The 26,966-nt window shown below is 67.2% G+C and carries 28 protein-coding genes and 1 riboswitch; of the genes, 13 read left to right on the forward strand and 15 right to left on the reverse strand.

Features of this window, described 5'->3' with window-relative positions:
• Positions 1 to 197: 197 nt before the first annotated feature.
• Both rplT and rpmI read right to left on the reverse strand, forming a co-directional pair.
• Entirely contained in the window at positions 198 to 563 is a 366-nt protein-coding gene (gene rplT / locus HUU99_RS10690) for a 50S ribosomal protein L20 (RefSeq protein WP_174286565.1), read from the reverse strand.
• 17 nt (positions 564 to 580) lie between these two features.
• On the reverse strand, positions 581 to 784 hold the full coding sequence (gene rpmI, locus HUU99_RS10695) for a 50S ribosomal protein L35 (RefSeq protein WP_174286566.1): 204 nt from the start codon (positions 782 to 784) through the stop codon (positions 581 to 583).
• A gap of 172 nt (positions 785 to 956) precedes the next feature.
• Between rpmI and HUU99_RS10700 the strand changes: the two genes are divergently transcribed.
• Positions 957 to 3,062, forward strand: a complete 2,106-nt coding sequence (locus HUU99_RS10700; protein WP_174286567.1) for an AsmA family protein — start codon at positions 957 to 959, stop codon at positions 3,060 to 3,062.
• Between the two features lie 121 nt (positions 3,063 to 3,183).
• Here HUU99_RS10700 and HUU99_RS10705 read toward each other — a convergent pair whose 3' ends face one another.
• A complete protein-coding gene (locus HUU99_RS10705) occupies positions 3,184 to 3,999 on the reverse strand; it encodes an inositol monophosphatase family protein (protein ID WP_174286568.1) in 816 nt (271 codons plus the stop codon).
• A gap of 71 nt (positions 4,000 to 4,070) precedes the next feature.
• On the opposite strand from HUU99_RS10705, the gene HUU99_RS10710 reads away from it, so the two are divergent.
• A complete protein-coding gene (locus tag HUU99_RS10710; RefSeq protein ID WP_174286569.1) occupies positions 4,071 to 4,607 on the forward strand; it encodes a peroxiredoxin in 537 nt (178 codons plus the stop codon).
• A gap of 99 nt (positions 4,608 to 4,706) precedes the next feature.
• Entirely contained in the window at positions 4,707 to 5,741 is a 1,035-nt protein-coding gene (locus HUU99_RS10715) for a GGDEF domain-containing protein (RefSeq protein ID WP_174286570.1), read from the forward strand.
• A gap of 355 nt (positions 5,742 to 6,096) precedes the next feature.
• Here HUU99_RS10715 and HUU99_RS10720 read toward each other — a convergent pair whose 3' ends face one another.
• Complete coding sequence (locus HUU99_RS10720; RefSeq protein WP_174286571.1) at positions 6,097 to 6,720, reverse strand: YbhB/YbcL family Raf kinase inhibitor-like protein; 624 nt, start codon at positions 6,718 to 6,720, stop codon at positions 6,097 to 6,099.
• Positions 6,720 to 7,343 (reverse strand): hypothetical protein, encoded by a 624-nt coding sequence (locus HUU99_RS10725; protein WP_174286572.1) that lies wholly within the window; start codon positions 7,341 to 7,343, stop codon positions 6,720 to 6,722. The genes HUU99_RS10720 and HUU99_RS10725 overlap by 1 nt, the downstream gene beginning before the upstream one ends.
• A gap of 109 nt (positions 7,344 to 7,452) precedes the next feature.
• Here HUU99_RS10725 and HUU99_RS10730 point away from each other — a divergent pair, with 109 nt between their 5' ends.
• Positions 7,453 to 7,872: a DUF1810 domain-containing protein gene (locus HUU99_RS10730; RefSeq protein ID WP_174286573.1), complete on the forward strand. Its 420-nt coding sequence runs from the start codon at positions 7,453 to 7,455 to the stop codon at positions 7,870 to 7,872.
• On the opposite strand, the gene HUU99_RS10735 is transcribed toward HUU99_RS10730, so the two are convergent.
• Positions 7,815 to 8,624 carry a hypothetical protein gene (locus HUU99_RS10735; protein ID WP_174286574.1) on the reverse strand — a complete coding sequence of 270 codons (810 nt, stop codon included), beginning with the start codon at positions 8,622 to 8,624 and terminating at the stop codon, positions 7,815 to 7,817. The two genes, HUU99_RS10730 and HUU99_RS10735, sit on opposite strands and share 58 nt — an antisense overlap.
• Before the next feature lie 290 nt (positions 8,625 to 8,914).
• On the opposite strand from HUU99_RS10735, the gene HUU99_RS10740 reads away from it, so the two are divergent.
• The 3 genes from HUU99_RS10740 to HUU99_RS10750 are packed head-to-tail and all read left to right on the forward strand — an operon-like array spanning position 8,915 to position 9,746.
• Positions 8,915 to 9,169: a DUF3253 domain-containing protein gene (locus HUU99_RS10740; protein ID WP_254603125.1), complete on the forward strand. Its 255-nt coding sequence runs from the start codon at positions 8,915 to 8,917 to the stop codon at positions 9,167 to 9,169.
• Between the two features lie 59 nt (positions 9,170 to 9,228).
• On the forward strand, positions 9,229 to 9,483 hold the full coding sequence (locus tag HUU99_RS10745; RefSeq protein ID WP_174286575.1) for a type II toxin-antitoxin system Phd/YefM family antitoxin: 255 nt from the start codon (positions 9,229 to 9,231) through the stop codon (positions 9,481 to 9,483).
• Positions 9,480 to 9,746 (forward strand): Txe/YoeB family addiction module toxin, encoded by a 267-nt coding sequence (locus HUU99_RS10750; protein WP_174286576.1) that lies wholly within the window; start codon positions 9,480 to 9,482, stop codon positions 9,744 to 9,746. Before HUU99_RS10745 ends, HUU99_RS10750 begins: the two co-directional genes overlap by 4 nt.
• A 100-nt stretch (positions 9,747 to 9,846) precedes the next feature.
• Here HUU99_RS10750 and HUU99_RS10755 read toward each other — a convergent pair whose 3' ends face one another.
• From HUU99_RS10755 to HUU99_RS10790, 8 genes are all read right to left on the reverse strand, one after another.
• Positions 9,847 to 10,443 carry a Fic family protein gene (locus HUU99_RS10755; protein ID WP_174286577.1) on the reverse strand — a complete coding sequence of 199 codons (597 nt, stop codon included), beginning with the start codon at positions 10,441 to 10,443 and terminating at the stop codon, positions 9,847 to 9,849.
• A 30-nt stretch (positions 10,444 to 10,473) separates the two neighbouring features.
• Complete coding sequence (locus HUU99_RS10760) at positions 10,474 to 10,680, reverse strand: hypothetical protein (protein WP_174286578.1); 207 nt, start codon at positions 10,678 to 10,680, stop codon at positions 10,474 to 10,476.
• A gap of 151 nt (positions 10,681 to 10,831) precedes the next feature.
• Positions 10,832 to 12,718: a phosphomethylpyrimidine synthase ThiC gene (gene thiC / locus HUU99_RS10765; protein ID WP_174286579.1), complete on the reverse strand. Its 1,887-nt coding sequence runs from the start codon at positions 12,716 to 12,718 to the stop codon at positions 10,832 to 10,834.
• A gap of 32 nt (positions 12,719 to 12,750) precedes the next feature.
• Positions 12,751 to 12,855, reverse strand: a riboswitch (TPP riboswitch).
• An 87-nt stretch (positions 12,856 to 12,942) separates the two neighbouring features.
• The gene (locus HUU99_RS10770) at positions 12,943 to 13,977 is read right to left on the reverse strand and encodes a ferritin-like domain-containing protein (RefSeq protein ID WP_174286580.1); all 1,035 of its coding nucleotides are present in this window, start codon (positions 13,975 to 13,977) and stop codon (positions 12,943 to 12,945) included.
• Positions 13,978 to 14,009: 32 nt separating this feature from the next.
• Complete coding sequence (locus HUU99_RS10775; protein WP_174286581.1) at positions 14,010 to 15,122, reverse strand: ferritin-like domain-containing protein; 1,113 nt, start codon at positions 15,120 to 15,122, stop codon at positions 14,010 to 14,012.
• Positions 15,123 to 15,368: 246 nt separating this feature from the next.
• Entirely contained in the window at positions 15,369 to 16,235 is an 867-nt protein-coding gene (locus tag HUU99_RS10780; RefSeq protein WP_368039949.1) for a MipA/OmpV family protein, read from the reverse strand.
• A 124-nt stretch (positions 16,236 to 16,359) separates the two neighbouring features.
• On the reverse strand, positions 16,360 to 17,124 hold the full coding sequence (locus HUU99_RS10785) for a sterol desaturase family protein (RefSeq protein WP_254603126.1): 765 nt from the start codon (positions 17,122 to 17,124) through the stop codon (positions 16,360 to 16,362).
• A gap of 9 nt (positions 17,125 to 17,133) precedes the next feature.
• On the reverse strand, positions 17,134 to 17,667 hold the full coding sequence (locus HUU99_RS10790) for a GNAT family N-acetyltransferase (RefSeq protein ID WP_174286582.1): 534 nt from the start codon (positions 17,665 to 17,667) through the stop codon (positions 17,134 to 17,136).
• Between the two features lie 312 nt (positions 17,668 to 17,979).
• Between HUU99_RS10790 and crtY the strand changes: the two genes are divergently transcribed.
• The 4 genes from crtY to HUU99_RS10810 all read left to right on the forward strand — a co-directional run bounded on the left by crtY (position 17,980) and on the right by HUU99_RS10810 (position 22,399).
• On the forward strand, positions 17,980 to 19,134 hold the full coding sequence (crtY, locus tag HUU99_RS10795) for a lycopene beta-cyclase CrtY (protein ID WP_174286599.1): 1,155 nt from the start codon (positions 17,980 to 17,982) through the stop codon (positions 19,132 to 19,134).
• Entirely contained in the window at positions 19,131 to 20,630 is a 1,500-nt protein-coding gene (locus HUU99_RS10800; RefSeq protein ID WP_174286583.1) for a phytoene desaturase, read from the forward strand. The genes crtY and HUU99_RS10800 overlap by 4 nt, the downstream gene beginning before the upstream one ends.
• A 145-nt stretch (positions 20,631 to 20,775) precedes the next feature.
• Positions 20,776 to 21,357, forward strand: a complete 582-nt coding sequence (locus tag HUU99_RS10805) for a TIGR00730 family Rossman fold protein (RefSeq protein ID WP_174286584.1) — start codon at positions 20,776 to 20,778, stop codon at positions 21,355 to 21,357.
• A gap of 91 nt (positions 21,358 to 21,448) precedes the next feature.
• Positions 21,449 to 22,399 carry a phytoene/squalene synthase family protein gene (locus tag HUU99_RS10810; RefSeq protein WP_174286585.1) on the forward strand — a complete coding sequence of 317 codons (951 nt, stop codon included), beginning with the start codon at positions 21,449 to 21,451 and terminating at the stop codon, positions 22,397 to 22,399.
• A gap of 116 nt (positions 22,400 to 22,515) precedes the next feature.
• On the opposite strand, the gene HUU99_RS10815 is transcribed toward HUU99_RS10810, so the two are convergent.
• On the reverse strand, positions 22,516 to 22,746 hold the full coding sequence (locus HUU99_RS10815) for a hypothetical protein (RefSeq protein ID WP_174286586.1): 231 nt from the start codon (positions 22,744 to 22,746) through the stop codon (positions 22,516 to 22,518).
• Between the two features lie 97 nt (positions 22,747 to 22,843).
• On the opposite strand from HUU99_RS10815, the gene HUU99_RS10820 reads away from it, so the two are divergent.
• Positions 22,844 to 24,661 carry an ABCB family ABC transporter ATP-binding protein/permease gene (locus tag HUU99_RS10820; protein ID WP_174286587.1) on the forward strand — a complete coding sequence of 606 codons (1,818 nt, stop codon included), beginning with the start codon at positions 22,844 to 22,846 and terminating at the stop codon, positions 24,659 to 24,661.
• A 165-nt stretch (positions 24,662 to 24,826) separates the two neighbouring features.
• On the forward strand, positions 24,827 to 26,966 hold a 2,140-nt coding region (locus tag HUU99_RS10825), incomplete at its 3' end, for a TonB-dependent receptor (RefSeq protein ID WP_174286588.1).

Consider the following 26,966-nt stretch of genomic DNA (forward strand, 5'->3'; position numbering starts at 1 on the left):
CCGAACTCTACCGTCTCCGTCACCCCGGCCTTGCGCCGGGGTCCATCGTGCCGCGAACCAAAGACGTGAGAATACGCGGCACGGTGGATGCCGGGACGAGCCCGGCATGACGGAGGAAGTGGACCGCCACAAAGCAAAAGGGGCGCGAGCGGCCTCAAGCCACCCGCGCCCCTTTTCGGGTCGCAACAGGCGCAGGTTTACGCCACCGCTGGCAGCGCCGCTTTCGCCTGCGCGATGATGGCGCTGAACGCCGCCTCCTCGTGCATCGCGATATCGGCCAGGACCTTCCGGTCGAGTTCGATCCCCGCCAGCTTCAGGCCGTGCATGAACTGCGAATAGGTCAGACCCTCGGCGCGGACACCGGCGTTGATTCGCTGGATCCACAGACCGCGGAACGTCCGCTTCTTCACCTTGCGATCGCGATACGCGTACTGCCCGGCCTTTTCGACCGCCTGCCGCGCGATGCGGATCGTGTTCTTGCGACGGCCGTAGAAGCCCTTCGCCTGTTCGAGGATATTCTTGTGCTTGGCGCGGGTGGTAACACCCCGTTTGACGCGTGCCATGTGCTATTCCTTTCCGCTCAGCTAAGGCCGTAGGGGGCCCAGGCCTTCACCGCCGCGGTGTCGGCCTTCGCCAGCACCTTGGTGCCGCGATTCTGGCGGATATATTTGCCGTTGTGGTGCAACAGGCGGTGGCGCTTGCCGGCGACGCCGTGCTTGAGCAGACCGGTGGCGGTGAGCTTGAAGCGTTTCTTGACGCCACTCTTCGTCTTGAGCTTGGGCATTTTGGTCCTTTCAGCTAGCGAAGCAACGGACAGCCGCGGCAGCCCTTGATGGCCGGGCGATCCTTTTGCACCTCGCATTGGAGCCGCGCGCCTTAGCCGCGCCGTGCCATGAATGCAACCGCATGGGACAGGATCGACTGGAATCGGTGCCGATGCCGTGCGATGGATGGGCATGAGCCTTCCGCCTACCGACGAACCGGCCCCTGCGGTCGCCGATGCCGATGCACAACCGGCAGGACGCCAGCGATGGTCGATCATGCGGCGGGTGGTCGGCGGGATCGTCCTGCTGCTCGTCGTCCTGTGGCTCGTGCTCTACATCACCAAGGGCCGCTTCCTGAAGCACCCGTTCGAGCGAACCGTGGGTGCCCTGACCAACCGTCAAGTCAGCGTCGCGGGCGATTTCCAGCTCTTTTTCGATCCGGTCGCGATCAAATTCTACGCCGAGGGGATCCGTATCGCGAATCCCTCCTGGGCGACGAAGCCGATGCTGTTCGCCGCGGACCGGATCGATACGCGCATCTCGCCCTGGTCGCTGATCTTCGGCAAGCGCAGGCTCTACTGGCTCGACCTGACGAACGGCGCGGTCGATCTGGAATGGAATGCCGCGCACACCACGAACAGCTGGACGTTCGACGACAAGAAGGGCGGCAAACCGCTCGACTTCCCGTCGATCGACCGCGCGACCGTGACCGGTACGACGGTGCGCTATCTCGATTCGCGGCTAAAGCTGCTGGCGGACCTGAAGATCGACGACATCCAGTCGGCCGACGCGACGATCGGGCACGCGGTCGGGCTGACCGGCGAGGGGATCGTGCGCTCGACGCCGTTCACGCTGACCGCCAAGCTGCTCTCCCCCGATGCGACGGTGGCGCGCGGTCAGAACAAGCTGACGCTGACCGCCTATGCCGCGCACAACCGGATCGACGTGGCGGGCACGTTGCCGACGATCGCCGATATCGAGAACGTGCCGCTGCAGGTGCGCGCCACCGGCCGCAACCTGGCCGAACTGCTGCGCATCATCGGCGTCGTCATCCCGCAGACGCGGACCTATGCGCTCCATGCACAGCTGGTGCAGTCGGGCACCGACTACCGCTTCACACGCATGGCGGGGACGTTCGGCGACAGCGACCTGTCGGGCAAGTTCACCGTGTCGAACATCGAACCGCGTACCCACGTCGCCGCCGAACTGGCGACGCGGACGCTCGATATCGTCGATGTGGCCCCCTTCATCGGCTATAACCCCGATATCGTGGCGGCGCAGGGCACCGTGGCGGCCGCCGCGGCGACGGGGGCGGCACCCGCACGGTTGCTGCCCGATACCGCGCTGCCGGTCGACGACATGGGCAATTTCGATGCGAACGTCCACTGGACGGTCGGCACGGTGCGGTCGCGCAACGTACCGATCTCGAACATCGACGTGACCGTCGCGCTGAAGGACCGCGAACTCCAGATCTCGCCGCTGACCTTCGCGATGTCGCGGGGCAATGTCGCCGCCGATATCATGATCGATGCGCAGCGGCGGCCGGCGCACAATGATTACGACATCCGCCTCGCGCCGACGCCGATGGGGCGGCTGCTGGCAGGCTTCGGCGTGGTGGAATCGGGGACGACCGGGACGATCCACGGTCGCATCCGGTTGTCGGGCGACGGCGACTCGATGCATGCCTGGCTGGCGAACGCGAACGGACGGATGGCCTTCGTGATGCCCGCAGGCAGCCTGTCGGCGCGCAATGTCCAGTTGTCCGAACTGGATATCGGCGTCTTCGCGCAGCGGATGTTCCAGCACCAGCTGAAGGAGCCGGTCGCGCTCAATTGCGGGCTGGTCGCGTTCACGGCGCGTAACGGGGCGGCGGCGGCCGACCCGATCATCATCGATACGGCAAAGAACGTCATTACCGGGCGCGGTGGTTTCAATCTGGGTACCGAGGCGATGGACCTGGCGTTCCGGGCGGACGGCAAGAAGTTCAGCCTGTTCTCGGGCCAGTCGCCGGTCGGGTTGAAGGGGTATTTCGCCAAGCCTTCGCTCGACGTGCTCAGCCCGCAGCTGGTGGCCCGCGCCGGTTCCGCGCTCGGCCTGGCGCTGATCGCGACACCGCCGGCCGCGATCCTCGCCTTCGTCGATGTCGGCGACGCCAAGGCGGCGGCCTGCGGTCCGATCCTCTCCGCCGCGACCGCCGGTGCGCAGCGGACGACCAAGGGCAAGCCGCGCGACGATGTGGGGAACGGCACGCCCTCGACGACGGGGGGCAAGCGGAAGAAATTCCTGGGGATTTTCTAATGCCTTCATGCGACCTGACGCCCTTCTCCTGCGAAAGCAGGAGCCCAGAGTCGATGGCGTCTCGCTCGGTTACCCTGGGGCTCGTGCGTTCGCAGGAGGACGGAAATATGATCGCCCAAGGTCAGTCGCCTTCGGCCCCGCCCGGCACCGCGCGCAGCGCCTCAAGCACGTCGTCGACCCGCGCCGGATCGCCGATCGCCAGGACATGGCCGTCGCTGTCCGCGGTCAGCGGGTCGCCGTTCCAGTCGCACATCCGCCCGCCCGCCCCCTCGACCACCGGGACCAGCGCCGCGAAATCGTAGAGCTGCAGCCCGCTTTCGCACACGATGTCGAGATGACCGGCCGCCAGCAGGCCGTAATTATAGCAGTCGCCGCCATAGACCGGCCCCTGCCGCGGTGCCCCGCCGCTCGCCGCCGCGACCAGCGCCAGGAAGGCGGGGACGTCCTCGTCCGGGAACAGATGCGGGCTCGACGTCGCGACGATCGCCCCTTCCAGCGCGGCGCAGGTCCGGGTCCGGCACGCCGCGCCGTCGAACATCGTCGGCCGCCCCGCGACCCCGAGCCAGCGTTCGCGCTGCACCGGCTGGTCGATGACCCCGAGCACCGGCCAGCCATTCTCGACCAAAGCGATCAGCGTACCGAAGATCGCACGGCCGACGGTGAAGCTGCGCGTGCCGTCGATCGGGTCGAGCACCCAGGTCCGCCCGGTGATCCCCGGTTTCGTCCCATATTCCTCGCCGACGATGCCGTCGCCAGATCGTTCCGCCTCGATCAGCCGGCGCATCGCGGCCTCCGCGGCGCGGTCGGCCAGCGTGACGGGGGATTTGTCGGCCTTGATCTCCAGCCCCAGATCGCCGCGGAAATAGGGACGGATCGCCGCCCCGGCGGCGTCGGCGAGCGCCTGGGCAAGCGCGATGTCGGAAGCGGTCACTGGCATGGCCGCTGCGCCTATCGCAGCCGACGCCGGCACGCTAGAAGCATGGCAACGACCCACAGCGAGGAAATCTCATGCGCCTGCTCCCCCTTCTCGCCGCCGCGACCGCCCTGATCGCCGCGCCGGCCGTCGCGACATTGCCCGTCGGCGCGAAAGCCCCCGACTTCACGACCCGCGGCGCGATCGCCGGGCAAGTCATGTCGGTCCATCTTGCGGACCTGCTGAAGAAGGGTCCGGTCGTGCTGTACTTCTTCCCCGCCGCCTTTACCGGCGGCTGCAACGCCGAAGCGCATGCCTTTGCCGAGGCGATCCCCCAATTCACGAAGGCGGGTGCCACCGTCATCGGCATGTCCGCCGACACGGTCGATACGCTCGCCAAATTCTCGAACGAAAAATGCGCCGGCAAATTCGCGGTCGCGAGCGCCGGGCCGGCGGTCGTCAAGGGGTATGACGTCGCCTATCCGAAGGAGATCATGGGCCACGCCATCACGTCGCGCACCAGCTATGTCATTGCGCCGGACGGCAAGATCACCTTCGTCCATGACGACATGAACCCCGCCGAACACGTGTCGCTGACCTTGGCGGCGGTCGGCAAGATCACCGGCAAGTGATAGGTCCGTTCCGGCGGTAGCTGACCGGTCGTTACGCGTTGATAACGCTTTTGTCCTAAGGGTACCGCGACAGGATACCGGGGCAAAGGGATGATTGGGATGCGGGAGCGGGGCGCGGCGCGCCAGTCGGTGAGGGGCGACGATCTGTTCGAACAGATCGGGGCCTTTCTCGGCGCGCAAGGCCTCAGTCCCGAGCCCGCGCATTACGGCTTCGCCTTCGCCGCACTGGCCGATCCCGATACGCCGATCGCGCGCCGCGTCGCGGAGCTGACCGATGGCGGCGTTCGGCTGAACCGCAAGGATATCGAACGGCTGGGACACCAGGTGCTGGAGGGCGGCGCGCCGCTGGCACCACGCGACCCCCGGCCGAGCGCCGATTCGCAGGCCGAACAGCTCGTCGCGGAAACGCGCGCGACGGTCGACGGGTTTTCGACGATGATGCGCACGATCACGAACGAAACGCGTGATTTCGGGGCCGATCTGGCCGCCAGCGCCGCCGCCATCGAACGCGCATCGCCGATCGCCGGGATCGACGAGATCGCGCGGATCACGACCATGATGATGAACCGGGTGCGCGATGCCGAGCGTCGACTGGCGCGCGCCGACGAGGAAACCGAGGCGTTGCGCGCCAAGCTGGCCGAGGCGCACCAGACCGCGCGCATCGACGCGCTGACCGGGCTCGCCAATCGCCGCGCCTTCGACGAAGCCTTCGTCGCGCGCGACGCGGTCGCCGGACCCTGGTGCGTGGTGGTCGTCGACATCGACCGGTTCAAGCAGGTCAACGACGACAATGGCCATGCGGTCGGCGACCGCGTGCTGGCGGCGATCGCCCGGCTGCTGGCGGACTGTTTTCCCGGCCAGATCGTCGCGCGTCATGGCGGCGAGGAGTTCGCGATCCTGATCGGCGGCGTCGGCCTGGCGGAGGCGGCGCGGCAGGTCGACGCGGCGCGGCAGGCGGTGTCGGTCAAGCGGTTCCGGACGCGCGACACCGACCAGCGACTGGGTCGGATCACATTGTCCGCCGGCGTCACCGCGGTCCAGCCGGGCGACGATGGCGAACGCGCGATGGCGCGTGCCGACCGGCTGCTCTACGCCGCAAAGGCGGGCGGGCGCGACCAGGTCTGCGCCGCCTGACGATCCGCCACGGTTTGGCGCGATATCGGCGCACTTTGTGGCGGATTGCGCCATATTCATAAAGCGCCCATCGGCAAGTCGTTGCTTTCCAATATGTTAACGAATTGGCACGCCGCCTGCAAAGCCCGGGGTATCGGCTGGTCGGATCGTCCGGCGCCGACAATAGGGAGACTTCTCATGACCAAATTCGCCGCCACCCGTATCGTCTGCTCGCTCGTCGGTGCGTTCGTCTTCGCCGCCATCGCGGTCGGCTCCGCCGTCCCCATCCTGCCGATCGCATGACCGGGTGCCCGGCAATCGCTGCCCGGTTCCCACCCCGGTCGCGTGCCGAATCGCCCGGCGGGGGCCGTGCCGTTCATGCCACCGCCGCCCGCCCCGCCGGCGCGACCGTCGCCTTTTCCCCGCGCGAATAGGTGCCGACCAGCAATCCGGCGGCGAGGACATGACCGGTCATCGCCGCGACCACCTCCCCCCGGCGCGGCGTCTGCCCGGGATCGCCCGCGCCATCCGAAAGCGCGAACAACTGGAACACGTAACGATGTTCGCCGTGCCCGGTCGGCGGGTCGGGCGGCAGCCAGCCTTCGCGAAAGAGCGAATTGCGCCCGACGTCGCGGCCGTCCGCACCGCCATCGCCGTCGCGCATGATCGCACCTTCCGCCAGCCGCCCCGCCTCGGGCGCGATACCCCAGACGACCGCATGCACCAGCGGTTGCGGGGTCGGCGCATCGGCGTCCTCGACCAGCAGGACCATCCGTACGGTACCCGGCGGGGGACCGCCCCATACGAGCGGCGGCGAGACCCCGTCGCCGTCCGCGGTGAAGCGCGGCGGCAGGCGGCCGCCGTTCGCGAAGGCGGGGCTGGACAGCGCGATCGAGGTCCCGCCATCGCCGAGCGCGATGCTCGCGATCGCCAGCTTGTCCGCGCCGGCGCGCATCCCCGCCAGCGCGCGGCCGAGCCAGCCGGGGACATGTTCCAGCATCAGCCGGCATTCCCCGGTACCGCGGCACCGCTACCGCTATCGGCATCCGCGCCGGGCACCGCCGGATCGGTCGCCGCCGCGCCGTCGCCGGACGGACAGCCCCCCGGCTTCGTCACCGGGGCGGCCGCCGCATACCAATGCGACCGATCGCCCATCGCGGCGTCGTGATAGCAGGCGGTGCCCTTCTTCGTCACCGGGTCGACGAACAGGGTCCAGTTGTGATCGCTGCAGTCATGCGCCTCGCATCCCCAGGCGGCGACGGTCTTGCCGCGCGCGAAGATCGGGGTCTGCGGGCCGTGGCCGTTCACGATCGCACGGCGGACCACCGGGTCGATCACCGCCTCGTTCAGCGCGGTCGCGACCTCGGTCCGATCGAAGAAGCCGACGCCGTCGACTGCGTCGCCGGGGTAATGACCGACATAGGCGGTCAGCGGCGTCGTCTGCACCTGCCCCGGCAGCGGCGTCGCGGACCGCGTCTCGGGCGGGTGGAAGCCGTGCGCGACCGCATCGTTCCCGATCCCCGCATCGCTCTGGTCCTTGTGGCAACCGCTCGCCAGCACCGCGGCCAGCAGAGCGGCACCCATCGCCAGCGGCCGGACCGCCATTCCCTCCAGTCGAATCATTCGTTCGTCCCCATTCGCGGCATCGTGGGCCCGCGGCTTGCGTCCCGTAACGACCGAACCAGCGAGCCATGGTTGCGGTTGCACGCCGCCGCCGCCACCTGACCCTTCCATGAGCCTCGATCGCTTCGTCACCGCGCAGGACGCCGTCCACACCGCCATGCTGGCCGAGCTTCGCGCCGGGCGCAAACGCACGCACTGGATGTGGTTCGTCTTTCCGCAACTGGCGGGGCTCGGCACCAGTCCGACCGCGCGGTTCTATGCGCTGGCCGACGCGGCGGAGGCGCGCGCGTTCCTGGCGCATCCGGTGCTGGCGCAGCGCTTGTTCGAGGCGACCGCGACCATGCTCGCCGCCCCCGGCCGCGCGGAGGCGATCCTGGGCGAGATCGACGCGGTGAAGCTCAGATCGTCGATGACGCTGTTCGCGGCGGTGGCGGACGATCCGACCCCGTTCGCGGCGGTGCTGGCGCGCTTCTATGGCGGCGCATCCGACCCGGCGACGCTTCGCCTGTTGGGATATTCGGGCCACTGAATGCGATCGGAAGTGGACGAACCACACGCCACGTCCGCGCCGGAATCGCTCTCCCGCGGGCGCACCGCACGAAGCAACTTCAGGAGCGCGGCGTCGGTTTCCTCAGGCGTCGAACGATATCCTCTGTGCGCCGCCTGCTGACGTTCCGCCTCCGCACTCTGCGCCGCCACGGCTTGTTCCTGCGGCGATATGTAGCGTGTCGTCGGTTCGACCGACCGCTTGGGCACCCGCCCGCCCGCTGCAGCCGCGCGTGCGTCCTTCGCCACCCATGCGGTCCCGGTCGCCAGCGCGACCGCCGCACCGTCGGGCGCGCGTTCGGCGCGGCAGCCGTCGATCCACGCGCCGTAGCGGGTCGGATCGCGGTAGCGCAGCAGGAACATCGTCAGCCGCTCGTCATGGCGCACCCGCTCGCCGACCTGTTCGCCCTTGTAGAAGACGGGGGTCGCGACGCCGTGCAGCGCCCGCGCGAAGGCGGCATCGGACAGGCGTTCGACCGCGACATCGATCGCCGCGTCCCAGGCCGCGCGGAAACTGCGCGCATCGCCGCGCCGCCGGAGCGCATAGGCGGAGCTGGTTCCCATGCCGACGCGTTTGCACGCCTCGTCCACGCATCCGCATTCGGCCAAGGCCTCGATGAAGCCGGTCTGGCGGTCGGGGGTCCATCCGTCCTGCCGCTGGCGGGCGGCGACGGGGTCGAAGGTCGGGCGAACGGCGGGGGTCGCCGGGGTGGCGGGGGTGCGGTGCTTTCTCATCCGAGAGGATGGAGCAGAAGGCGCGCGTGTAGGACAGCGGTGTTGGACGGTTTGCACGGGAGTGTGGCGCGGGGGCCTCCATCCGGGGTTGCGGTTGGCGACCGTGTGGATCACATAGCGCTACATGCCGGGGTTGAGTCGGCAGGCGTTTGCCATCCCCTACGGCATCCCCCTCGCCAGCATCCGCCAATAAGAGATCGGCCGCCACATGCCCCCACCCGCGGTCCGCGCGTATCGGAAGGTGATCGCGGCGGAAACGGCCGTGCGGGCGGTGGTGGCATAGAACGGCCGTGCCGGGCGATGCCGACAGACTGGGCGATGCGCGCGCCGCAACGCTGGCGTTGCTCGACCGCCGTACACCCGGCGCGACCGTCTGCCCGAGCGAAGTCGCGCGGGCGCTGGCCACCGACTGGCGCGGCGCGATGCCGATCGTCCATGCCGCGATCGACGATATGCTGGCCGACGGCGTGGTCCGGCTGAGCTGGAAGGGCGTGGTGCTGGCGACACGGGACGGGCCGTATCGGATCGGGCGGGTGGAGGATTAGGCCTGCGGACCAAGCATCACGCCGTTGACGTTGGACAAGACTTTGACCATATCGGTCCGATGCAAGCCGTATCCTATTCCGAAGCGCGCGAGAACCTGAAGGCGATGATCGACAAGGTCGTCGCCGATCGGGCTCCTTTGGCCATCACGCGCCAGCGCGGCGAGGGGGCGGTGCTGATCTCGGCGAGCGAATGGGCGTCGATCGAGGAGACGCTGTATTTGCTGTCCTCACCCGCCAGTGCGAAGCATCTGCTGGACGGTATCGCGCAACTCGACGCCGGCAAGGGTGAGGAACACGCGCTAATCCAACCGTGAAGGTCGTCTTCACGGCGGAGGCATGGCGCGACTATGCACAGTGGCTGGTCGATGATCCGCTGCTGCTGGCGCGTATCAATCTGCTGATCGGCGAAAGTCTGCGCCAGCCGTTCACGGGCACTGGCAAGCCCGAACTCTTGAAACGCAACCTCGCCGGCTGGTGGTCGCGGCGGATCAATCGCGAGCATCGGTTGGTGTATCGGGTGAGTGGGTCGGGGGATGGGCAGATTCTGGAGGTGCTGTCTTGCCGGTATCATTATTGAGCATCGGCAGCGCCGTATGAATTAATGAATTAAGTAATTGCCGCCGCATTCAAATAGCGTTGCGGTTGTGGCAAGCCGGGGAGGAGCGCCAAAAAAGGCTTTAGATATCTTCCAGTTGGGCCTTAAGTAGGCCTTCTAGATATGCGGCAAGTTCGGAGACGTCGAAATCACCGTCTTCCCAATGACGGTCTGCCGCTCGAAGAGCGGCATAATAAGGTTCTCGATTTTCACGAATCCGCTCAGGTACGATCTTTCGTCCCGGCAATAAGCCCCCAGCTTTCATACAAATCAGGTAATAACACGCTGCTCTGGCAGTCCGACCATTGCCTTCTATAAACGGATGAATCCAATTCATGCGCCAAAGCGCATATGCTGGAAGCCATGTAGGATGATCGATCACATCCCAATTTTCATGAACAACTGAAATAAATTGATCCATCAAATTACCGACTTCACGGTAATGAGGCGGTCTATGGTTTCCAACGTAGATTGGCTGCTCCCGGAAACGGCCCCCAAATTGGGCAATATTCGCGACGGCCGCAGCATTCAAAGACCAAAGTGTGTATTTGTCGAAAGCGTCTATCCCCTTTTGCATTCCGATCTCAATGCAGTTTGCAAGAAGATCGTACTGACGAAGAAGATTATGCTCTTGAATTCGCGCATAAAATGCCGGGTCATCCGTTTTTCTAATCGACATAAAAAAGGCCCGCTTTCGCGGGCCATCTCCTCAACCGGCTATCAGAATGCTTCGCGATGACGCGCGCACCGAGTCTTTCGTTATGAAATCTGAAACTGGGGCATTACCAAACGCGAAACTGACACGCTGTTCGCTAAGCTCTGCTTCGGTAACCTTCTTTCCCTTCGCGGCATCCAGAAGCGCCTTCAGCGCGGGGTCGGTTGGCCGAACCTGCAGGAACTGCTTTCTTGCTGCCATATGACATCTCCATTCAAGCGGTATTTCAGGTGAATCTCACACTGAATCCTACGTCGCAATCACTAATTTTTCAGTTGGTCGGATTCAGCTATCAATTGCGCAGAGGCCTCGTTCGACAACGGTTAACGCTTTCGAGTATATATCGTGCCATTCACCCCTCCACCGCCAAATAGACCTCCCCACCCTTCTCCCGAAACATCTCGCTCATCTCCGCCATCCCCTTCAGGGCCGCGGCCTTGCTCGCGGCCGCGGTCTCCGCGCCCGTTGGGCCACCCGCGGCGATGAAGCCGTCCGCCGGCTGGTTCTGCTTCGCGGCGAACTCGCGCACCTCCGCGGTGATCTTCATCGAACAGAATTTCGGCCCGCACATCGAGCAGAAATGTGCGGTCTTGGCACCCTCGGCCGGGAGCGTCTGGTCGTGGTACGATTCCGCCGTGTCGGGATCGAGCGACAGGTTGAACTGATCCCGCCACCGGAACTCGAACCGCGCACGGCTCAGCGCGTCGTCGCGCATCTTCGCCGCCGGGTGGCCCTTCGCCAGATCGGCGGCATGGGCGGCCAGCTTGTACGTCACCACGCCCGTCTTCACGTCGTCGCGGGCGGGCAGGCCGAGATGCTCCTTGGGCGTGACGTAGCAGAGCATCGCGGTACCGTACCAGCCGATCATCGCGGCGCCGATGCCGCTGGTGATATGGTCGTAGCCCGGCGCGATGTCGGTCGTCAGCGGCCCCAATGTGTAGAAGGGCGCCTCGCCGCAGACCTGGAGCTGCTTGTCCATATTCTCCTTGATCTTGTGCATCGGCACGTGGCCGGGGCCCTCGATCATGACCTGCACGTCGCTCTTCCACGCGCGGTGGGTGAGTTCGCCGAGCGTGTAGAGCTCGCTAAACTGCGCCTCGTCGTTGGCGTCGGCGATCGAACCGGGGCGGAGGCCGTCGCCCAGCGAATAGGCGATGTCGTACGCCTTCATAATCTCGGTGATCTCGTCGAAGCGTTCGTACAGGAACGACTCGCGGTGGTGGCTGAGGCACCATTTCGCCATGATCGAGCCGCCGCGCGAGACGATGCCGGTCACGCGCTTGGCCGTCATCGGGATATAAGCGAGGCGGACGCCCGCATGGATCGTGAAGTAATCGACGCCCTGTTCGGCCTGTTCGATCAGCGTATCGCGGAAGATCTCCCAGGTCAGGTCCTCGGCGACGCCGCCGACCTTCTCCAGCGCCTGGTAGATCGGGACGGTGCCGATCGGGACCGGCGAGTTGCGGATGATCCATTCGCGCGTGTCGTGGATGTTGCGGCCGGTCGACAGGTCCATGACGGTGTCCGCGCCCCAGCGGATCGACCAGACGAGCTTGTCGACCTCGGCGGCGACGTTGCTGGCGACCGCGCTGTTGCCGATGTTGGCGTTGATCTTCACCAGGAAATTGCGCCCGATTGCCATCGGCTCACTCTCGGGGTGGTTGATGTTGTTGGGGATGATCGCGCGGCCCCGCGCCACTTCGTCGCGGACGAATTCGGGGGTGACGAAATCGGGGATGCTCGCGCCGAAGCTTTCGCCGTCGCGGACATGATCCATCATCTGCGCACGGCCGAGATTTTCGCGGGTGGCGACATATTCCATCTCGGGCGTGATGATGCCCCGGCGCGCATAATGCATCTGGCTGACGTTCGCGCCCGCCTTTGCGCGCAACGGGCGGCGGATGACATTGGGGAAGGGTTGGACGCCGCCGGAGCGATCGGGGCCGAGCTGGCCGTTGTCCTCGGGCTTCAGGTGGCGCGCGTCATAGCTCCCGACGTCGCCGCGGGCCTCGATCCACGAGCGGCGGAGCGCGGGCAGGCCTGCCATGATGTCGATATGCGCGTTGGGATCGGTGTAGGGCCCGCTGGTGTCGTAGACATTGAGCGGCGGTTCGATGCAGGACGGATCGAGATCGATCGCGCGCATCGCCACCTTCAGCGGGCCGACATGGATTTTGCGGCTGCCGCGAATCGGGCCGGTGGTGACGCCTATTTCAGTACGGGCAGGAAAATCGGCCATGCGTGTCGCTCCATCTCTACCGGGAGCAAAGAGGTCGGACACCGCTCCACTCCCTCCGCCGGCGCTAACCGGATCAGGTTCGGCGGGTTCAGGCGACATGCGCCTATCTCAGCCTTGCGGCTCCCCGGGGAAGCGGCGACCATAGGCGCAAGCACCAGGCCGTCCAACGAAAAAAGGGCCGCGCGATCGCTCGCACGGCCCGCTTTTCATGACGACGATCGCGATTATGCCGCGGTGTAGGCCGCCGGGTTGGCGTTCGCGATCTTGATATTGCCGTTCGCGCCGGCCGGAAGGAACCCGCCCGACGCCGCACCGGTCGTCCCGTTCAGATACACGATGTGCAGGACCTGATCGGTGTTGCGGCTATAGGCGATGGCGTTGCCATTGACCGGCACGATGTTCGATACGGTCGTATCGATGGTGGTCGTCCCGGCAATGGTGCGCGTGATACCCTGATCGTCGTCATACGCCCCGTCGAGACTGTCGCGCGCATCGGAAATCTGACCGGCGATCGTGCGGAGCGCAGGCACGGAGACACCCTTGCGGTACAGAACCGTTCGCAGCAGGCCAGCATGATAGGCCTCCGTCGCCAGGATGCCCGCGGCCGCCTCCAGATAGGTCTTGTTGACCAGCAGCGGCGATGCGCCCTTGTAGGCGGTCACGCCGACATCCTCGAAGATGAACCCGCCGAGCAGGAAGGCCTCGTCCGATGCGTAAGGGTCGAAGGTACCGCCCTTGGGAACGACCCCCGCCGCCGCCGCGGCCTGGCTGAACGCACCCGTCGCCGCGCTGCCGTCGATGTTGATCGCCGGCATCGCCACCGCCGCCGAGCCGAGCACGGTGCGGAGGAAATTGACGTGTGCGGACTCGTCCGCCGCGATCTCGAGCGCATATTGCTTCACGATCGGATCGGTGAAATTGACCTGGCGACCGCCCGTCACCGTGCCCTGCGTACCCGTGCCGGTGAGAATCGCGGGCGACAGCCCCGATCCGAACGCGGCGAAGGAATAGAATTGCGCCTCGACATATTCGAGGTTCAACGCGAAATTCAGCACGTCGAGATCGATCTGCGCCTGTGCCGGGGGCGGCGTGGTGGTCGGCGTCGGCAACGGGGCCGGAGCGTCGTCGCCGCAGGCCGCGAGCAGCGACAGGCCGCCGGCCGCCGCTGTCGCCGCGCCGGCATATTTCAGGAACTTGCGGCGTTCGGTGCGACGGCGTTCCACCGCATCCAGGACTTCGAGATAGTTGGTATCGGACATCTTATGTCTCCCCGTGCGGGTTATTGCTGGCGTCAGACTTGCTGCGTGCTGGTTTTGATGTTGCCGTTCACGCCGGCCGGGAAGAACCCGCCCATGCTGACCGCATTGGCGTTCAGGTACACGATGTTGAGCACCGCGTTCGCTGTCCGGCTGTAGGCGAGGCCGTTCAGGTTCAGCGGCGCGACGTTGGCACGCACGCCCGCACCGGTCGTGACCGGGGCGATACCCTGGTCGTCGCTGGTATCCTTGCCGGTGACCGGATCGACCGTGATCCGGTTCGCCGCCGGGGTCGCCGACGTGCCGTCCAGGCTGTCGCGCGCCGCCGAGATCAGCCCCGCATTGGTGATCAGCGCGGGGTTCGGGGTGGTCGCGGGGTAGGTGCCGCCACCAAAGGCCGCGGGGATCGGGGTGCCGCCGACGCTCATGCCCTTGCCGTACAGCACGGTCCGGACGATCGACGCGTGATAGGCCTCGACCGCCAGGATGCCGGCCGCGGCCTCCAGATAGGTCTTGTTGACCAGCAGCGGGGACGCGCCCTTGTAGGCGGTCACGCCGACGTCTTCGAAGATGAACGCGCCGAGCAGGAAATTCTCGTCCGACGCATAGGGGTCGAAGAAGGTCGGTGCGGCGGCGGTCGTCGGCCCGATGATCCCGGCGGCGCGGGCGGCGGTGCTGAAGGCGCCGGTCGGCGAGGTGCCGACGTCGAGCTGCGGCTGCGCGACGGCAAGCGAGCCGAGTGTCGAGCGCAGGAAATTGACGTGAGCGATCTCGTCCTGCGCGATCTCCTTGGCATATTGCGACACCACGGGGTCGGTGAAATTGACCGCGTGCGCGCCCGCCGACGTCGTCGCCGATGCGGCGAAGCCGTTGGTGCCGGTGCCGGTCGTCATCGTCGCGGCGAGCGGCGTGCCGAACGACGCATAGGAATAGAAGGTCGCTTCGAGATATTCGAGGTTCAACGCGAAGTTGAGGACGTCGATATCGATCTGCGCAGGCGCTGCGGCTTGGGCCGCGGCGGCGTTGGCATAGACGAATGCGCCGCCGACCGCGGCAACGCTAAGCGCGTTGGTGAAGAAGGCGCGACGATTTTCCCGACGTTCGACGCGGGCGTCGAACGTCTCGATCAATTTCTGGCTGTCGGTCATCTTTCAGGATCCCCTATCGTTCGGAAGCTGGGCTAGAATGCCCGGAACCATTCATGGCGCGTCGCCGACATGACGAAACACCGGCATTGATCGTCTCGGGACACCAACCATCTCGCGCAAGGCGATAATGTCCCCGAACATTCGATACGGAGGAGATACGCTCCGTCAAGAAAAACGGACGCGGCGACCGGCAGAAAATTTTCGCTTGTCCATTGATCCCGGGCGGCCGACCGGAATGCATCCGGTTCAGAAAGTATACGCGACGCCGAGCGCGCCGATCCATTGGTCGCGCGATCCGGCGATGCTGACGACCGGGCTGTCGGCGAAGCCGTTCATCAGGCGGGTATAGGTGCCGCCGCCGACGAGCTTGAACCCGTGAAGCAGATCGCCGGTGATCGACACCGTCGCCACCGCACCGACCGAGACGTCCTTCCAGCCGGCGTCCGCGTAATAGACGGGCAGGCCGCTCGCCGCGCTTTGCGCCGGGCTGACCGTGTAATAGGAGGTCGCATAGCCGCGCCCGGCATGTTCGGCCGATGCGAACAGGCCCACCGCCAACTTGCGGCTGAGCGGTGCCAGATAGTTGATGCTCGGCTGCAGGATGCCGCTATTGTGGACGTTGCTGACGTCGTAGCGGTAGCTGAGCGAGGCGGTCAGCTTGTCGTACGGGCTGGTGATGACGCCGGTCTTGCCGATCCCGGCATAGCCGCCCAGTTCGATCGCGGTGCCGACCTTGCCGAGCGCACGGACGCGGGCGTCGGTGAAATGGCTGTTGTCGCGGTTGAAGTCGACGACCCCGATCGGGCCGAGCTGAAAGTCGTATTTCGAGTCCTTCGGATCGCGGATCAGATCGATGCTCAGCCGGTTGCCGATCAGCGCGAAGGCGAACCCCTTGACCGCACCGATCGCGAGCGGCGCTGGCTCGACCCGGTAATTGTTCGAGCCTTCATAGTCCGGCAGATAGACGGCCCCGACGCCGATCGTGGTGTGATCGCCGAAATCGGTCGCCTGGCCACCCGCCATGGACGGCGGCGTGTTCGCATCCTGCGCCAGGGCGGGGCTTGCGGCGGCGGCGAGCGCGGCGGCGAAGGTCATCAGGGTCGATCGGCGCACGGGCAGGCTCCAGGAGAATTGATTGCGAGCGCGTAACGCCTTATCCCGCGGATCGGTCCCTCATCCGGCCCGTGTCCGCGCAAAGCTCGCAACGGTGTTGTATTCGGGCATCACGCCGGGGCGGTCACTCGGCGAGCGCGGGCACCCGGCGGCGGGCGGCACGGGCATGGTCGCGGGCGAAATCGCCGATCCCCCGGTCGGTGCCGCACCACCGGTCCCACCAGCGGAAATACAGCCCGTAATTGGCGTCGTAGCGTTCGTGATGGCGCTGGTGATGGCTGGCGGTGATGATCCAGTCGCCGATCCGCCCGCGCCACAGGACGCGCGGGAAGACTTCCCACCCCATATGGTTCGTGACCCCCATGACGCTCATGATCGTCAGCACGACGCCGAGCATCGCGACGTGGATGGGGACGAACAACACCAATAGCGGGATCGCGACCGCGCCGGTCAGCGCCTCGATCGGGTGGAACGCCATCGCCGCCCAGGCGGTCGGCGGGCGGCTGGCATGATGGACCGCATGCGCCAGCTTGAACGGGCCGGGCCGATGCATCCAGCGATGCGTCCAGTAGAACCAGGCGTCATGCAGCGCGAGATAGGCAAATACCGACAGCGGCAGATACCAGAGCGGCATCGCGTGCCAGCCGGTATAGACGCGGGTCCAGCCGTGATGCTGCCACCCCCAGGCCAGCACCCCGGCGGGCACGCCGTAGATCGCCGCAGAGGCGAGGCTCCAGCCGATCTCGCGGCGCATCTGCGGGTCGAGCCCCGCGTACAGCCCGGGATGGCGCGCGCGAGTCGCCGCGGCGAACGCGCCTGAGACGAGCAGGTAGCGCACCCCGACGATCAGCGTCATCGCGGCGGCGGACAGGAGGAGCGCGAGGATCACCCTGCCCCCTTACCCGTTCGCGCCCGCGCCCGCCATGCGTTCGTACAGATCGACCGGGCGATCGTGATAGGTCGCCCGCCCGATCGCACGGTAGCCGATCTTGGCCGCCAGCCGGATCGAGGCGGCGTTGTCCGGATCGATGATGCACATCGTGCGCAGGATCCGTTGCGCGTCGCTCCAGGCGAGCACCGCGTCCAGCGCTTCCTTCGCATAGCCCCTGCCCTGCGCATGGGACGCCAGCGCCCAGCCCGTTTCGGGCGCGTCGATCGGCGGCGCGATCGTCCGACGTGCCTCCAGCAACCCGACCTCGCCGACGAACCCGCCGCCCACGGTCTCGCGGACGACCCAATTGCCATAGCCGAACAGCGTCCACAGCCCGACCGATCGGAGCAGCCGGATCCAGACATCCTCGCGGCTCCGCGGTTGCCCGCCGATCATGCCGTAGACGCCGGGATCGGCCCACAATGCCGCGGACTCGTCGAGGTCGTCGATGCGGTGGCCCGTCAGCGTGAGGCGGGAGGTGGTTAGGGTCGGGGCGGTCATCGGATGGGTTTAGCGGTAGTTCGTCGTGGGTTCCATTCCCGTCGAACCGGCGTTTCCCGGCAAACCCGCGCCACCCCGGCGAAGGCGGGGGCCCAGTTGCGAGACGATCATGGCGGCGCAGGACGCTCCGTTACGACAACCTGCGCGAATGGGCCCCGGCCATCGCCGGGGTGGGGTGAGGGGCGCGGGCAAAAGGTCCAGCCGAAGAGCGCCTGCGTCGAGCAACGCCTCCCCCACCCCCCCAAACAAGGCAGGTTGCCGATGCGACCGATCGTGGGTGTCGCGCGGCGGATCGACGCGGTAGGGTGCGTCATGGCCTCAACACTCAATTGCGATGTGGCGATCGTCGGGGCCGGGCTTGCCGGCGGGCTGATCGCGCTTGCGCTGAAGGCCGCGCATCCGGGGCTCGATCTGCGGTTGATCGATGCGGGGGATGTCGTCGGCGGCAATCATCTCTGGTCGTTCTTCGGCAGCGACGTCACCAGACGTGATCGCCCGCTGGTCGCGCCGCTCGTCACGCATTCCTGGCCGGCCTACCGCGTCGCCTTTCCGCATCACGGCCGAACGATCGGCGCGGCCTATTATTCGATCGAGAGCGCCGCCCTGCACCGCGCGGTGTCGCGCGCGCTGCTGCCGGGCGAAATGATGCTCGGCCGCAAGGTGATCGGCGCATCGGCGACCGCGGTCGTGATGGCGGACGGCAACCGGATGAAGGCGGGCGGCGTCATCGACGCGCGCGGGCCGGGCGACCTGTCGCTGCTGGAGCTTGGCTGGCAGAAATTCGTCGGGCGCGAACTGACGCTGGCGGCCCCGCACGACGCCCCCGACCCGCTGGTGATGGACGCGACGGTCGAACAGATCGACGGCTATCGCTTCGTCTATTGCCTGCCCTTCGCGGCCGACCGGATGTTCGTCGAGGACACCTATTACAGCGGCACCCCCGATCTCGATCCCGCCGTCCTGACCGAGCGAATCGCCGCCTATGCCGCCGCCCGCGGCTGGGACGTCGTCGAGGCGGGCCGGACCGAACAGGGCGTGCTGCCGGTCGCGATCGGCGGCGACTTCGAGGCCTATTGGCGATCGGGCGGCGCACGCGTCGCCAAGGCGGGGATGCGCGCCGGGCTGTTCCACCCGACTACGGGCTATTCGCTGCCCGATGCGATCCGGCTCGCCAACCGGCTGGCGGCGCGGACCGATTTCTCGGGCGCGGCGCTGCACGAGGCGACCTACGACTATGCGCGGGCGCGCTGGCGGGAACGCGGCTTCTACCGGATGCTCGACGCGATGCTGTTCAAGGCCGCCGAGCCCGAGGAGCGATACCGGATCCTCGAACGCTTTTACCGGTTGGCACCCGGACTTATAGGACGTTTCTATGCAGGACGATCGACGATGATGGACAAGGCGCGGATCCTGACCGGCCGGCCGCCGGTGCCGATCGCACGCGCGGTGCGGGCGATCATGGCATGACCTCGCGTTTCGCGCCGCCACGATCGGCGATCGTCATCGGCAGCGGCTTCGGCGGGCTCGCGCTCGCGATCCGGCTGCAATCCGCAGGGCTGGCGACGACCATCGTCGAAAGCCGCGACAAGCCCGGCGGGCGGGCGTATTATTGGGAACGCGACGGCTTCACCTTCGATGCCGGACCAACCGTCATCACCGATCCGGCCTGTCTCGCGGAATTATGGGCGCTATCGGGCCGCGACATGGCGGACGACGTGACGCTGGAACCGGTCACGCCCTTCTACCGGCTGAACTGGGCGGACGGCACCAATTTCGATTACACCAACGACGACACCATCCTGCGCCGCGAGATCGAGCGGCTGCATCCCGGCGACTGGGCGGGATACCAGAAGTTCCTCGAATATTCGGCGGGCGTGTTCAAGGAGGGCTATGAGAAGCTCGGCCATGTCGCGTTCCTCGACTTCGCGTCGATGATCAAGGCCGCGCCCGCGCTCGCGAAATACCAGGCGTGGCGGTCGGTGTATTCGATGGTCTCCAGCTTCGTGCAATCGGAAAAACTGCGCGAGGCGCTGAGCTTCCACACGCTCCTCGTCGGCGGCAACCCGATGACGACCAGCGCGATCTACGCGCTGATCCACAAGCTGGAACGCGATGGCGGGGTGTGGTTCGCGAAAGGCGGGACCAACCGGCTGATCGCGGGCATGGTCGCGCATTTCGAGCGGCTCGGCGGCGTGCTGCGGCTCGGCGATCCGGTGGTGTCGATCGAAACGCTCGGCGACCGCGCGACCGGGGTCACCACCGCCAGCGGCTGGCAGGGGCAGGCGGATGCGGTCGCGGCGAACGCGGACATCATGCATACCTATCGCGACCTGCTGAAGACGTCGCGCAGCGCGCAGCGGACCAAGGCGAAGCTGGAGCGCAAGCGCTACAGCCCGTCGCTGTTCGTGGTGCATTTCGGCGTGCAGGGGACGTGGCCGGGCATCCCGCACCACATGATCCTGTTCGGCCCGCGCTACAAAGGCCTGCTCGCGGACATCTACGACCACGGCGTGCTCGCGGAGGATTTCTCGCTCTACCTCCACCATCCGACCATCACCGATCCGGCGCTGGCACCCGAGGGGATGAGCACCTTCTACGTGCTGGCCCCGGTGCCGCACATGGGCAAGTTCCCGGTCGACTGGGACGAGGTCGGACCGATCCTGGAAAAGCGGATCCTCGACGAGGTCGGGCGGCGGCTGATCCCCGACATCCACGACCGGATCGTGACCAAGTTCTCCTACGCGCCGAAGGACTTCGCGCAGGATCTGAACGCGCATCTGGGGAGCGCGTTCTCGCTGGAACCGGTCCTGACACAAAGTGCCTGGTTCCGCGTCCACAACCGCGACGACGCGATCCCGAACCTGTATTTCGTGGGTGCCGGCACGCATCCGGGCGCGGGGATACCCGGCGTCGTGGGGAGTGCGAAGGCGACTGCGGCGTTGATGCTGGAAGGGGAGCGTTGAGCGGCCTTCAAATCCTCCCCGGAACGGGGAGGGGGACCAGCGAAGCTGGTGGAGGGGGTTCTCCGCGAGCGATCCGCCCGCGGTCCGCCCCCTCCACCACGCTCTTCGAGCGCGGTCCCCCTCCCCGTCCCGGGGAGGAATTTTCATGAAGCGCCTTGCCATCTATTGCGGCTCCGCCACGCCCGCCGATCCCGTCTACATGGACTGCGCGCGCAGCGTCGGCGGCGGGTTGGCGGCACGCGGGATCGGGGTCGTCTATGGCGGGGGCCGGCTCGGGCTGATGGGGGCGGTTGCCGACTCCGCGCTGTCGGCGGGGGGCGAGGTCATCGGGGTGATTCCGCAGGCGCTCGTCGATGCCGAGGTCGCGCACCGCGGGCTGACCGAGCTTCGCACCGTGGAGGGGATGCACGAACGCAAGCGCGCCTTTACCGATCTGTCCGACGGGTTCGTGACCATCCCCGGCGGGACGGGCACGATGGACGAATTGTGGGAGGCGCTGAGCTGGGCGCAGCTCGGCTATCATGCCAAGCCCGTCGGGCTGCTGAACGTCGCGGGCTATTACGACACGCTGATCGCGTTCTGGGCGAAGATGGGCGCGGTCGGCTTCCTGCGCGCGCAGCACCGCGACCTGCTGATCGTCGCCGACACGCTGGACGACCTGCTCGCGCGGATGGCGGCGCATGTGCCGACGCAGCCGATCGTGCGGATGAAGACGGCGGATCTGTGAGAATCTTTCGTTCCCCCGCAAACGCGGGGGCCCAGGGGCCCCAAGCTTTACGCCCGTTACCCTGGCCCCCCGCGTTCGCGCGGGAACTGGCGTGAACGACGCGCTCCCCACCCGCGACGCGATCGTGGCCGCCGCGCGCGAATCGATCGCGAAGGGATCGAAGAGCTTTTCCACGGCCAGCCTGTTGTTCGCGCCGGCGGTGCGCGAGCGGGCGTGGCTGCTCTATGCCTGGTGCCGCGCATGCGACGACATCGCGGACGGGCAGACGCATGGCCATGCCATGCACGCGGTCGAGGATCCGACGGCGCGGCTGGCGGAAATGTCGGCAAAGACCGAGGCGGCGCTGGCGGACGAGATCGTCGGCGATCCCGCGTTCGACGCGCTTCGGCTGTTCGCGGCGGAGACGCGCCTGCCGCACGCCTGGCCGCGCGACCTGATCGCCGGGTTCGCGCTGGATGCCGAAGGGTGGCGACCGCGGACCGAGGACGATCTGTACCGGTATTGCTATCACGTCGCCGGCGTCGTCGGGTGCATGATGGCGGTCGCGATGGGGGTGTCGCCCGACGACGACGCGGTTCTGGACCGCGCGTGCGATCTGGGGATGGCGTTCCAGTTGGCGAATATCGCGCGCGACGTTGCGGAGGATGATCGCGCCGGCCGATGCTATCTGCCGGTCGACTGGCTGGTCGAGCTGGATATCCCAGCCGGCGAGCCTATGGCGTTGCCGTATCGCCAGCGGCTGGCGGTGCTGGGCAAGCGTCTCGCGACCCGCGCCGCCGCGTTCGAGGCGAGCGCGCGGCAGGGCACGCCGGCGCTGTCGTTCCGGTCGGCCTGGGCGGTGCTGGCGGCGGCGGCGATCTACGGGGCGATCGGGCGGACGGTCGCCGCGCGGGGCGAGCACGCGTGGGACCGGCGCGTGACGACGTCGGGGCTGCAGAAACTCGCCTTCATCGCGCGCGCGGCGCGGCAGGCGAGCGGGCGGCAGCGTCTATATCCGGATGCCCCGCGCGATGCCGGGTTGTGGCGGCGGCCTCGCGATTAACTCCACCCGTCATGCCGGCTCGTCCCGGCCTCCAGAGCCGCCAGCCGAGGTCGTCCTGGCCCTGGACCCCGGGACAAGCCCGGGGTGACGACGTTGGCGAACAGGCCGCGGCCTGTTCACCCCCGCGACGCGGCCTTCGCGCCGCTCGCCATCCGTTGCCCGCCCTGTCGACAATCGGCGGCGATCACCGGATAGGACAGGTCGGTGTTCTGCGCGATCTGATCGGGCAACGCGGCACGGCACTGGGCCATCGTCTCGTATTTGGCGGGAACGATCCGCGCCTGCTGGCATGCGGCCTGGCCGTCGCCGCATCCCAGGATCGCCATCACGAAAAACAGGGGTTCCATCGCCGCCTCCACGCCTGCCGTTAAAGCGACACAGTCCGGATTAAGTTCCGGTCGCGGGTTTCGGGTGGATCGTCGTGCGCCTACATGCGGACCGACGATGCCTCCCGATATCTATACCCCCACGAGCAGCGAGCGGCCGATGCTCCCGACGCTTCGGCGCTTCCTGCCCTATCTGTGGCCGGCGGGGGAGACGGGGCTGAAGGCACGGATCGTCATCGCGATGCTGCTGGTGGCGGCGTCGAAGATCCTCCAGGTCTATGTCGTCGCCTATGCGCTGAAATATGCGGTCGACGCGATGGCGCATGGGGATCGGTCGGCGGTGTGGATGGTGATGGCGCTGGTCGCCGGCTATGCGGGCGCGCGGTTCGCGACGACGCTGTTCGACAATCTGCGCAATGCGGTGTTCGAACGCGTCGGACAGGATGCGACGCGGCGTCTGGCGAGTAGCGTCTTCCGGCACCTTCACGAATTGTCGCTGCGGTTCCATCTCGAGCGGCGCACCGGTGCCGTCACCAAGGTGGTCGAGCGCGGCACCAAGAGCATCGATACGATGCTGTATTTCATGCTGTTCAACATCGCGCCGACGGTGCTCGAACTTCTGCTGGTGCTCAACATCTTCCGCGGCAGCTTCGGCTGGCCGCTGGTCGGCGCGACGATCGTGATGGTAGCGGCGTATATCTGGTTCACGCGGTGGGTCACCGACTGGCGCAACGCGCTGCGCGCGCGGATGAACGACCTCGACACCGGCGCGGTGGCGCATGCGGTCGACTCGCTGCTGAATTTCGAGACGGTGAAGTATTTCAACGCCGAGGACCGCGAGGCGCGCCGCTACGAGCGCGCGGTGTCGCTCTATGCCGCGGCGGCGGTCAAGAACGAGACGTCGCTCGCGTGGCTCAACATCGGGCAGGCGTTCATCACCAACGCGATGATGGCGGGCGGGATGGTGTTCGTCGCGCGCGGCTGGGGGCAGGGCCGCTTCACCCCGGGCGACGTGGTGTTCATCTCCACGCTGCTCAGCCAGTTGTTCCGCCCGCTCGACCTGCTGGGCATGGTCTATCGCACCATCCGGCAAGGCGTGATCGACATGGCGGCGATGTTCGATCTCGTCGACGCGCCGGCCGAGATCGTCGATGCGCCGGGTGCGCCTGCGCTGGTCGTCGGTGCGGGGCATGTCCGGTTCGAGGATGTCCGCTTCGCCTACGACCCCGGCCGGTTGATCCTGAAGGGGATCGATCTCGACATCCCCGCCGGCACCACGCTCGCGGTCGTCGGTACCTCGGGCGCGGGCAAGTCGACGCTCGCGCGGTTGATGTACCGTTTCTACGACCTGACGAGCGGGCGGATCACGATCGACGGACAGGACATCGCGCAGGTCACCCAGAATTCGCTGCGCGCCGCGATCGGCATCGTGCCGCAGGACACCGTGCTGTTCAACGACACGATCGGCTACAACATCGCCTATGGGCGGGACGGTGCCAGCGACGCGCAGATCGCGGGCGCGGCGCAGGGCGCGGCGATCGCGGGGTTCATCGAACGCCAGGCGGACGGCTATGCGACGCGCGTCGGCGAACGCGGGCTGAAGCTGTCGGGCGGCGAGAAGCAGCGCGTGGCGATCGCGCGCACGCTGCTCAAGAACCCGCCGATCCTGATCCTCGACGAGGCCACCAGCGCGCTCGACAGCCGTACCGAGGCCGACATCATGGAGACGCTGGAACAGGTCGAGCGCGGGCGCACCACGATCGTCATCGCGCACCGGCTGTCGACGATCGTCCATGCCGACCAGATCGTCGTGCTGGAGGGGGGCCGGATCGCCGAATCGGGAACGCATGCCGGCTTGCTGCGCCGCGGCGGGCTCTATGCCGAGATGTGGACGCGTCAGGCGCAGGAGCGCGAACAGGCGCTGGCGGCGGAATAGCGCCCTCTTCGTCACCCCGGGCGTCCCGGGGTCCAGGGCCGTGGGCGATGTCCTATGGGGCACTGGATGCCGGGACGAGCCCGGCATGGCGATAAGCGCATGCCCGGCACAATCCTGCGACAATTGATCTATAGGCGCGGGGCCGATCGAGGGACGGGGACGAGCATGCGCGTACGGATTTGCGGGTTGATGGCGGCGGCGAGCGTGCTGCCCGCGATGGCCGCGGCGCAGACCGCGCCCGCGCCCGCGCAGACCCCCGCCCCGTCGTCGCGCGCAGCCGCGGCCGGCGACGACGAGGCCGACGGCCCCGATATCGTCGTCAACGGCAGCCGCGCGCAGCCCGGCGCGGTGATCGGCGACATCAAGCCCGACCAGCAGCTAAGCCCCGCCGACATCCGCTCCTACGGCGTCAGCACGGTCGCGGACCTGCTGAACGAACTGGCACCGCAGACGACCAGTGGGCGCGGCCAGGGCGGCGCGCCGGTCGTACTGCTGAACGGGCGGCGCATCTCCAGTTTCTCCGAGATTCGCGACCTGCCGACCGAGGCGATCCAGCGCGTCGACATCCTGCCCGAAGAGGTCGCGCTGAAATATGGCTACCGCGCGGATCAGAAGGTCGTGAACATCGTTCTGCGCCGCCGCTTCCGCGCGACCACGCTGGAGGCTAACGACAAACAGGCGACCGAGGGCGGCGGCAACAGCCCGCAGGGGCAGGTCGATCTGCTCAACATCCAGCGCGACCGCCGCTTCGACCTGCATCTGAACTATCAGCAGACCGCCGCGCTGACCGAGGCGCAGCGCGACATCGCCCCCGCGACGACCGGCGGCGCGAACGGCAGCGGCGCGGTCGCCACGGTCGACGGTACCGACCAGCGCCCATACCGCACGCTGATCCCCTCCAGCACCGACTTCACCGCCAACGCGGTCTATGCGCGCAACCTGTTCGGCAATGCGGTCGGCGCAAGCTTCAACGGGCGGATCGAATCGACCGACAGCGTCGGCACCTTCGGGCTGCCGACGGTGGCGCTGACGGTGCCGGCGAACAGCCCGTTCTCGACCGACGGCGCGGTCGACACCGTCACGCGCACCGCAACCGGCTATCTGCCGCTGGCGCAGCGATCCTCGGCGATCACGTCGCATCTGGGCAGCACGTTCAACGGCGATATCGGGCATTGGCGCTGGTCGCTGACGGGGACGTATGATCGGATCGATTCGAAGACCTTCACCGACACCGGGCTCGACCCGACCGCCTACCAGACGCGGCTGAACGCGCTCGACCCGACCGCCAACCCGCGCACCGGCGCGTTGACGGGCCTGGGCGCGCTACCCGGCAACCGCGCCTTCTCGACGTCGAACAGCGGCGGCGCGGATGTGCTGGTCAACGGCAGCCTGTTCGCACTGCCCGCCGGGTCGGTCTCGACGAGCATCCGCGTCGGCGCGTCGGCCAGCGATTTCAGCAGCAATTCCTACCGCAGCCAGACCGGGCTGGCGCAGACCAGCGACATCAGGCGCGACATCGTCAACGGCCAGGTGAATATCGACGTACCGCTGACGAGCCGGTCGAAAGACGTGCTGCCGTGGATCGGCACCTTGTCGGCGAACCTGAACGTCGCGGTCGATCATCTGTCGGATTTCGGTACGCTGACCACGGTGGGATACGGCGCGAACTGGTCGCCGATCGATGCGATCCGGGTCCTCGTGTCCATCACCGATCAAGGCGACGCACCGACCGCGCAGCAGCTCGGGAATCCGCTCGTCATCACCCCCAATCAGCGCGTGTTCGATTATGTGAACGGCACGACCGCGACCGTCACGACGACGAGCGGCGGCAACCCGGCGCTGATCGCGGACGATCGCCACGTCATGAAGCTGAGCCTGACGGTCAAGCCGTGGAAGGCGAAGGACGTGACGCTGACCGCGGATTACAACGTCATGCATACCGACAATGCGATCGCGTCCTTCCCCGCCGCCACCGCCGCGATCGAGGGAGCGTTTCCCGACCGGTTCACGCGCGGGACGGACGGCACGCTGCTGCGGATCGACACGCGCCCGGTCAATTTCGCGCGCACCGAAAGCTCGCAGCTTCGCACCGGGATCAACTGGTCGATCGCGCTGAAGTCCAAGATCCAGAAGGAGTTCGAGGCGTTTCGCAACGGCACCGGGCCCAACCCCTTTGCCGGTTTGAATTTCCCCGGACGACCGGGCGGCGGCGCACCGGGCGGCGGCAGACCCGGCGGTGACGGTGCATCGCCGGGGGGCGGCCAAGGCGCGCCGGGTGCCGGCGGACCGGGCGGCGGCGCGGCCG

It is taken from the genome of Sphingomonas bacterium, from assembly GCF_903642285.1.
GTDB lineage: Bacteria > Pseudomonadota > Alphaproteobacteria > Sphingomonadales > Sphingomonadaceae > Sphingomonas.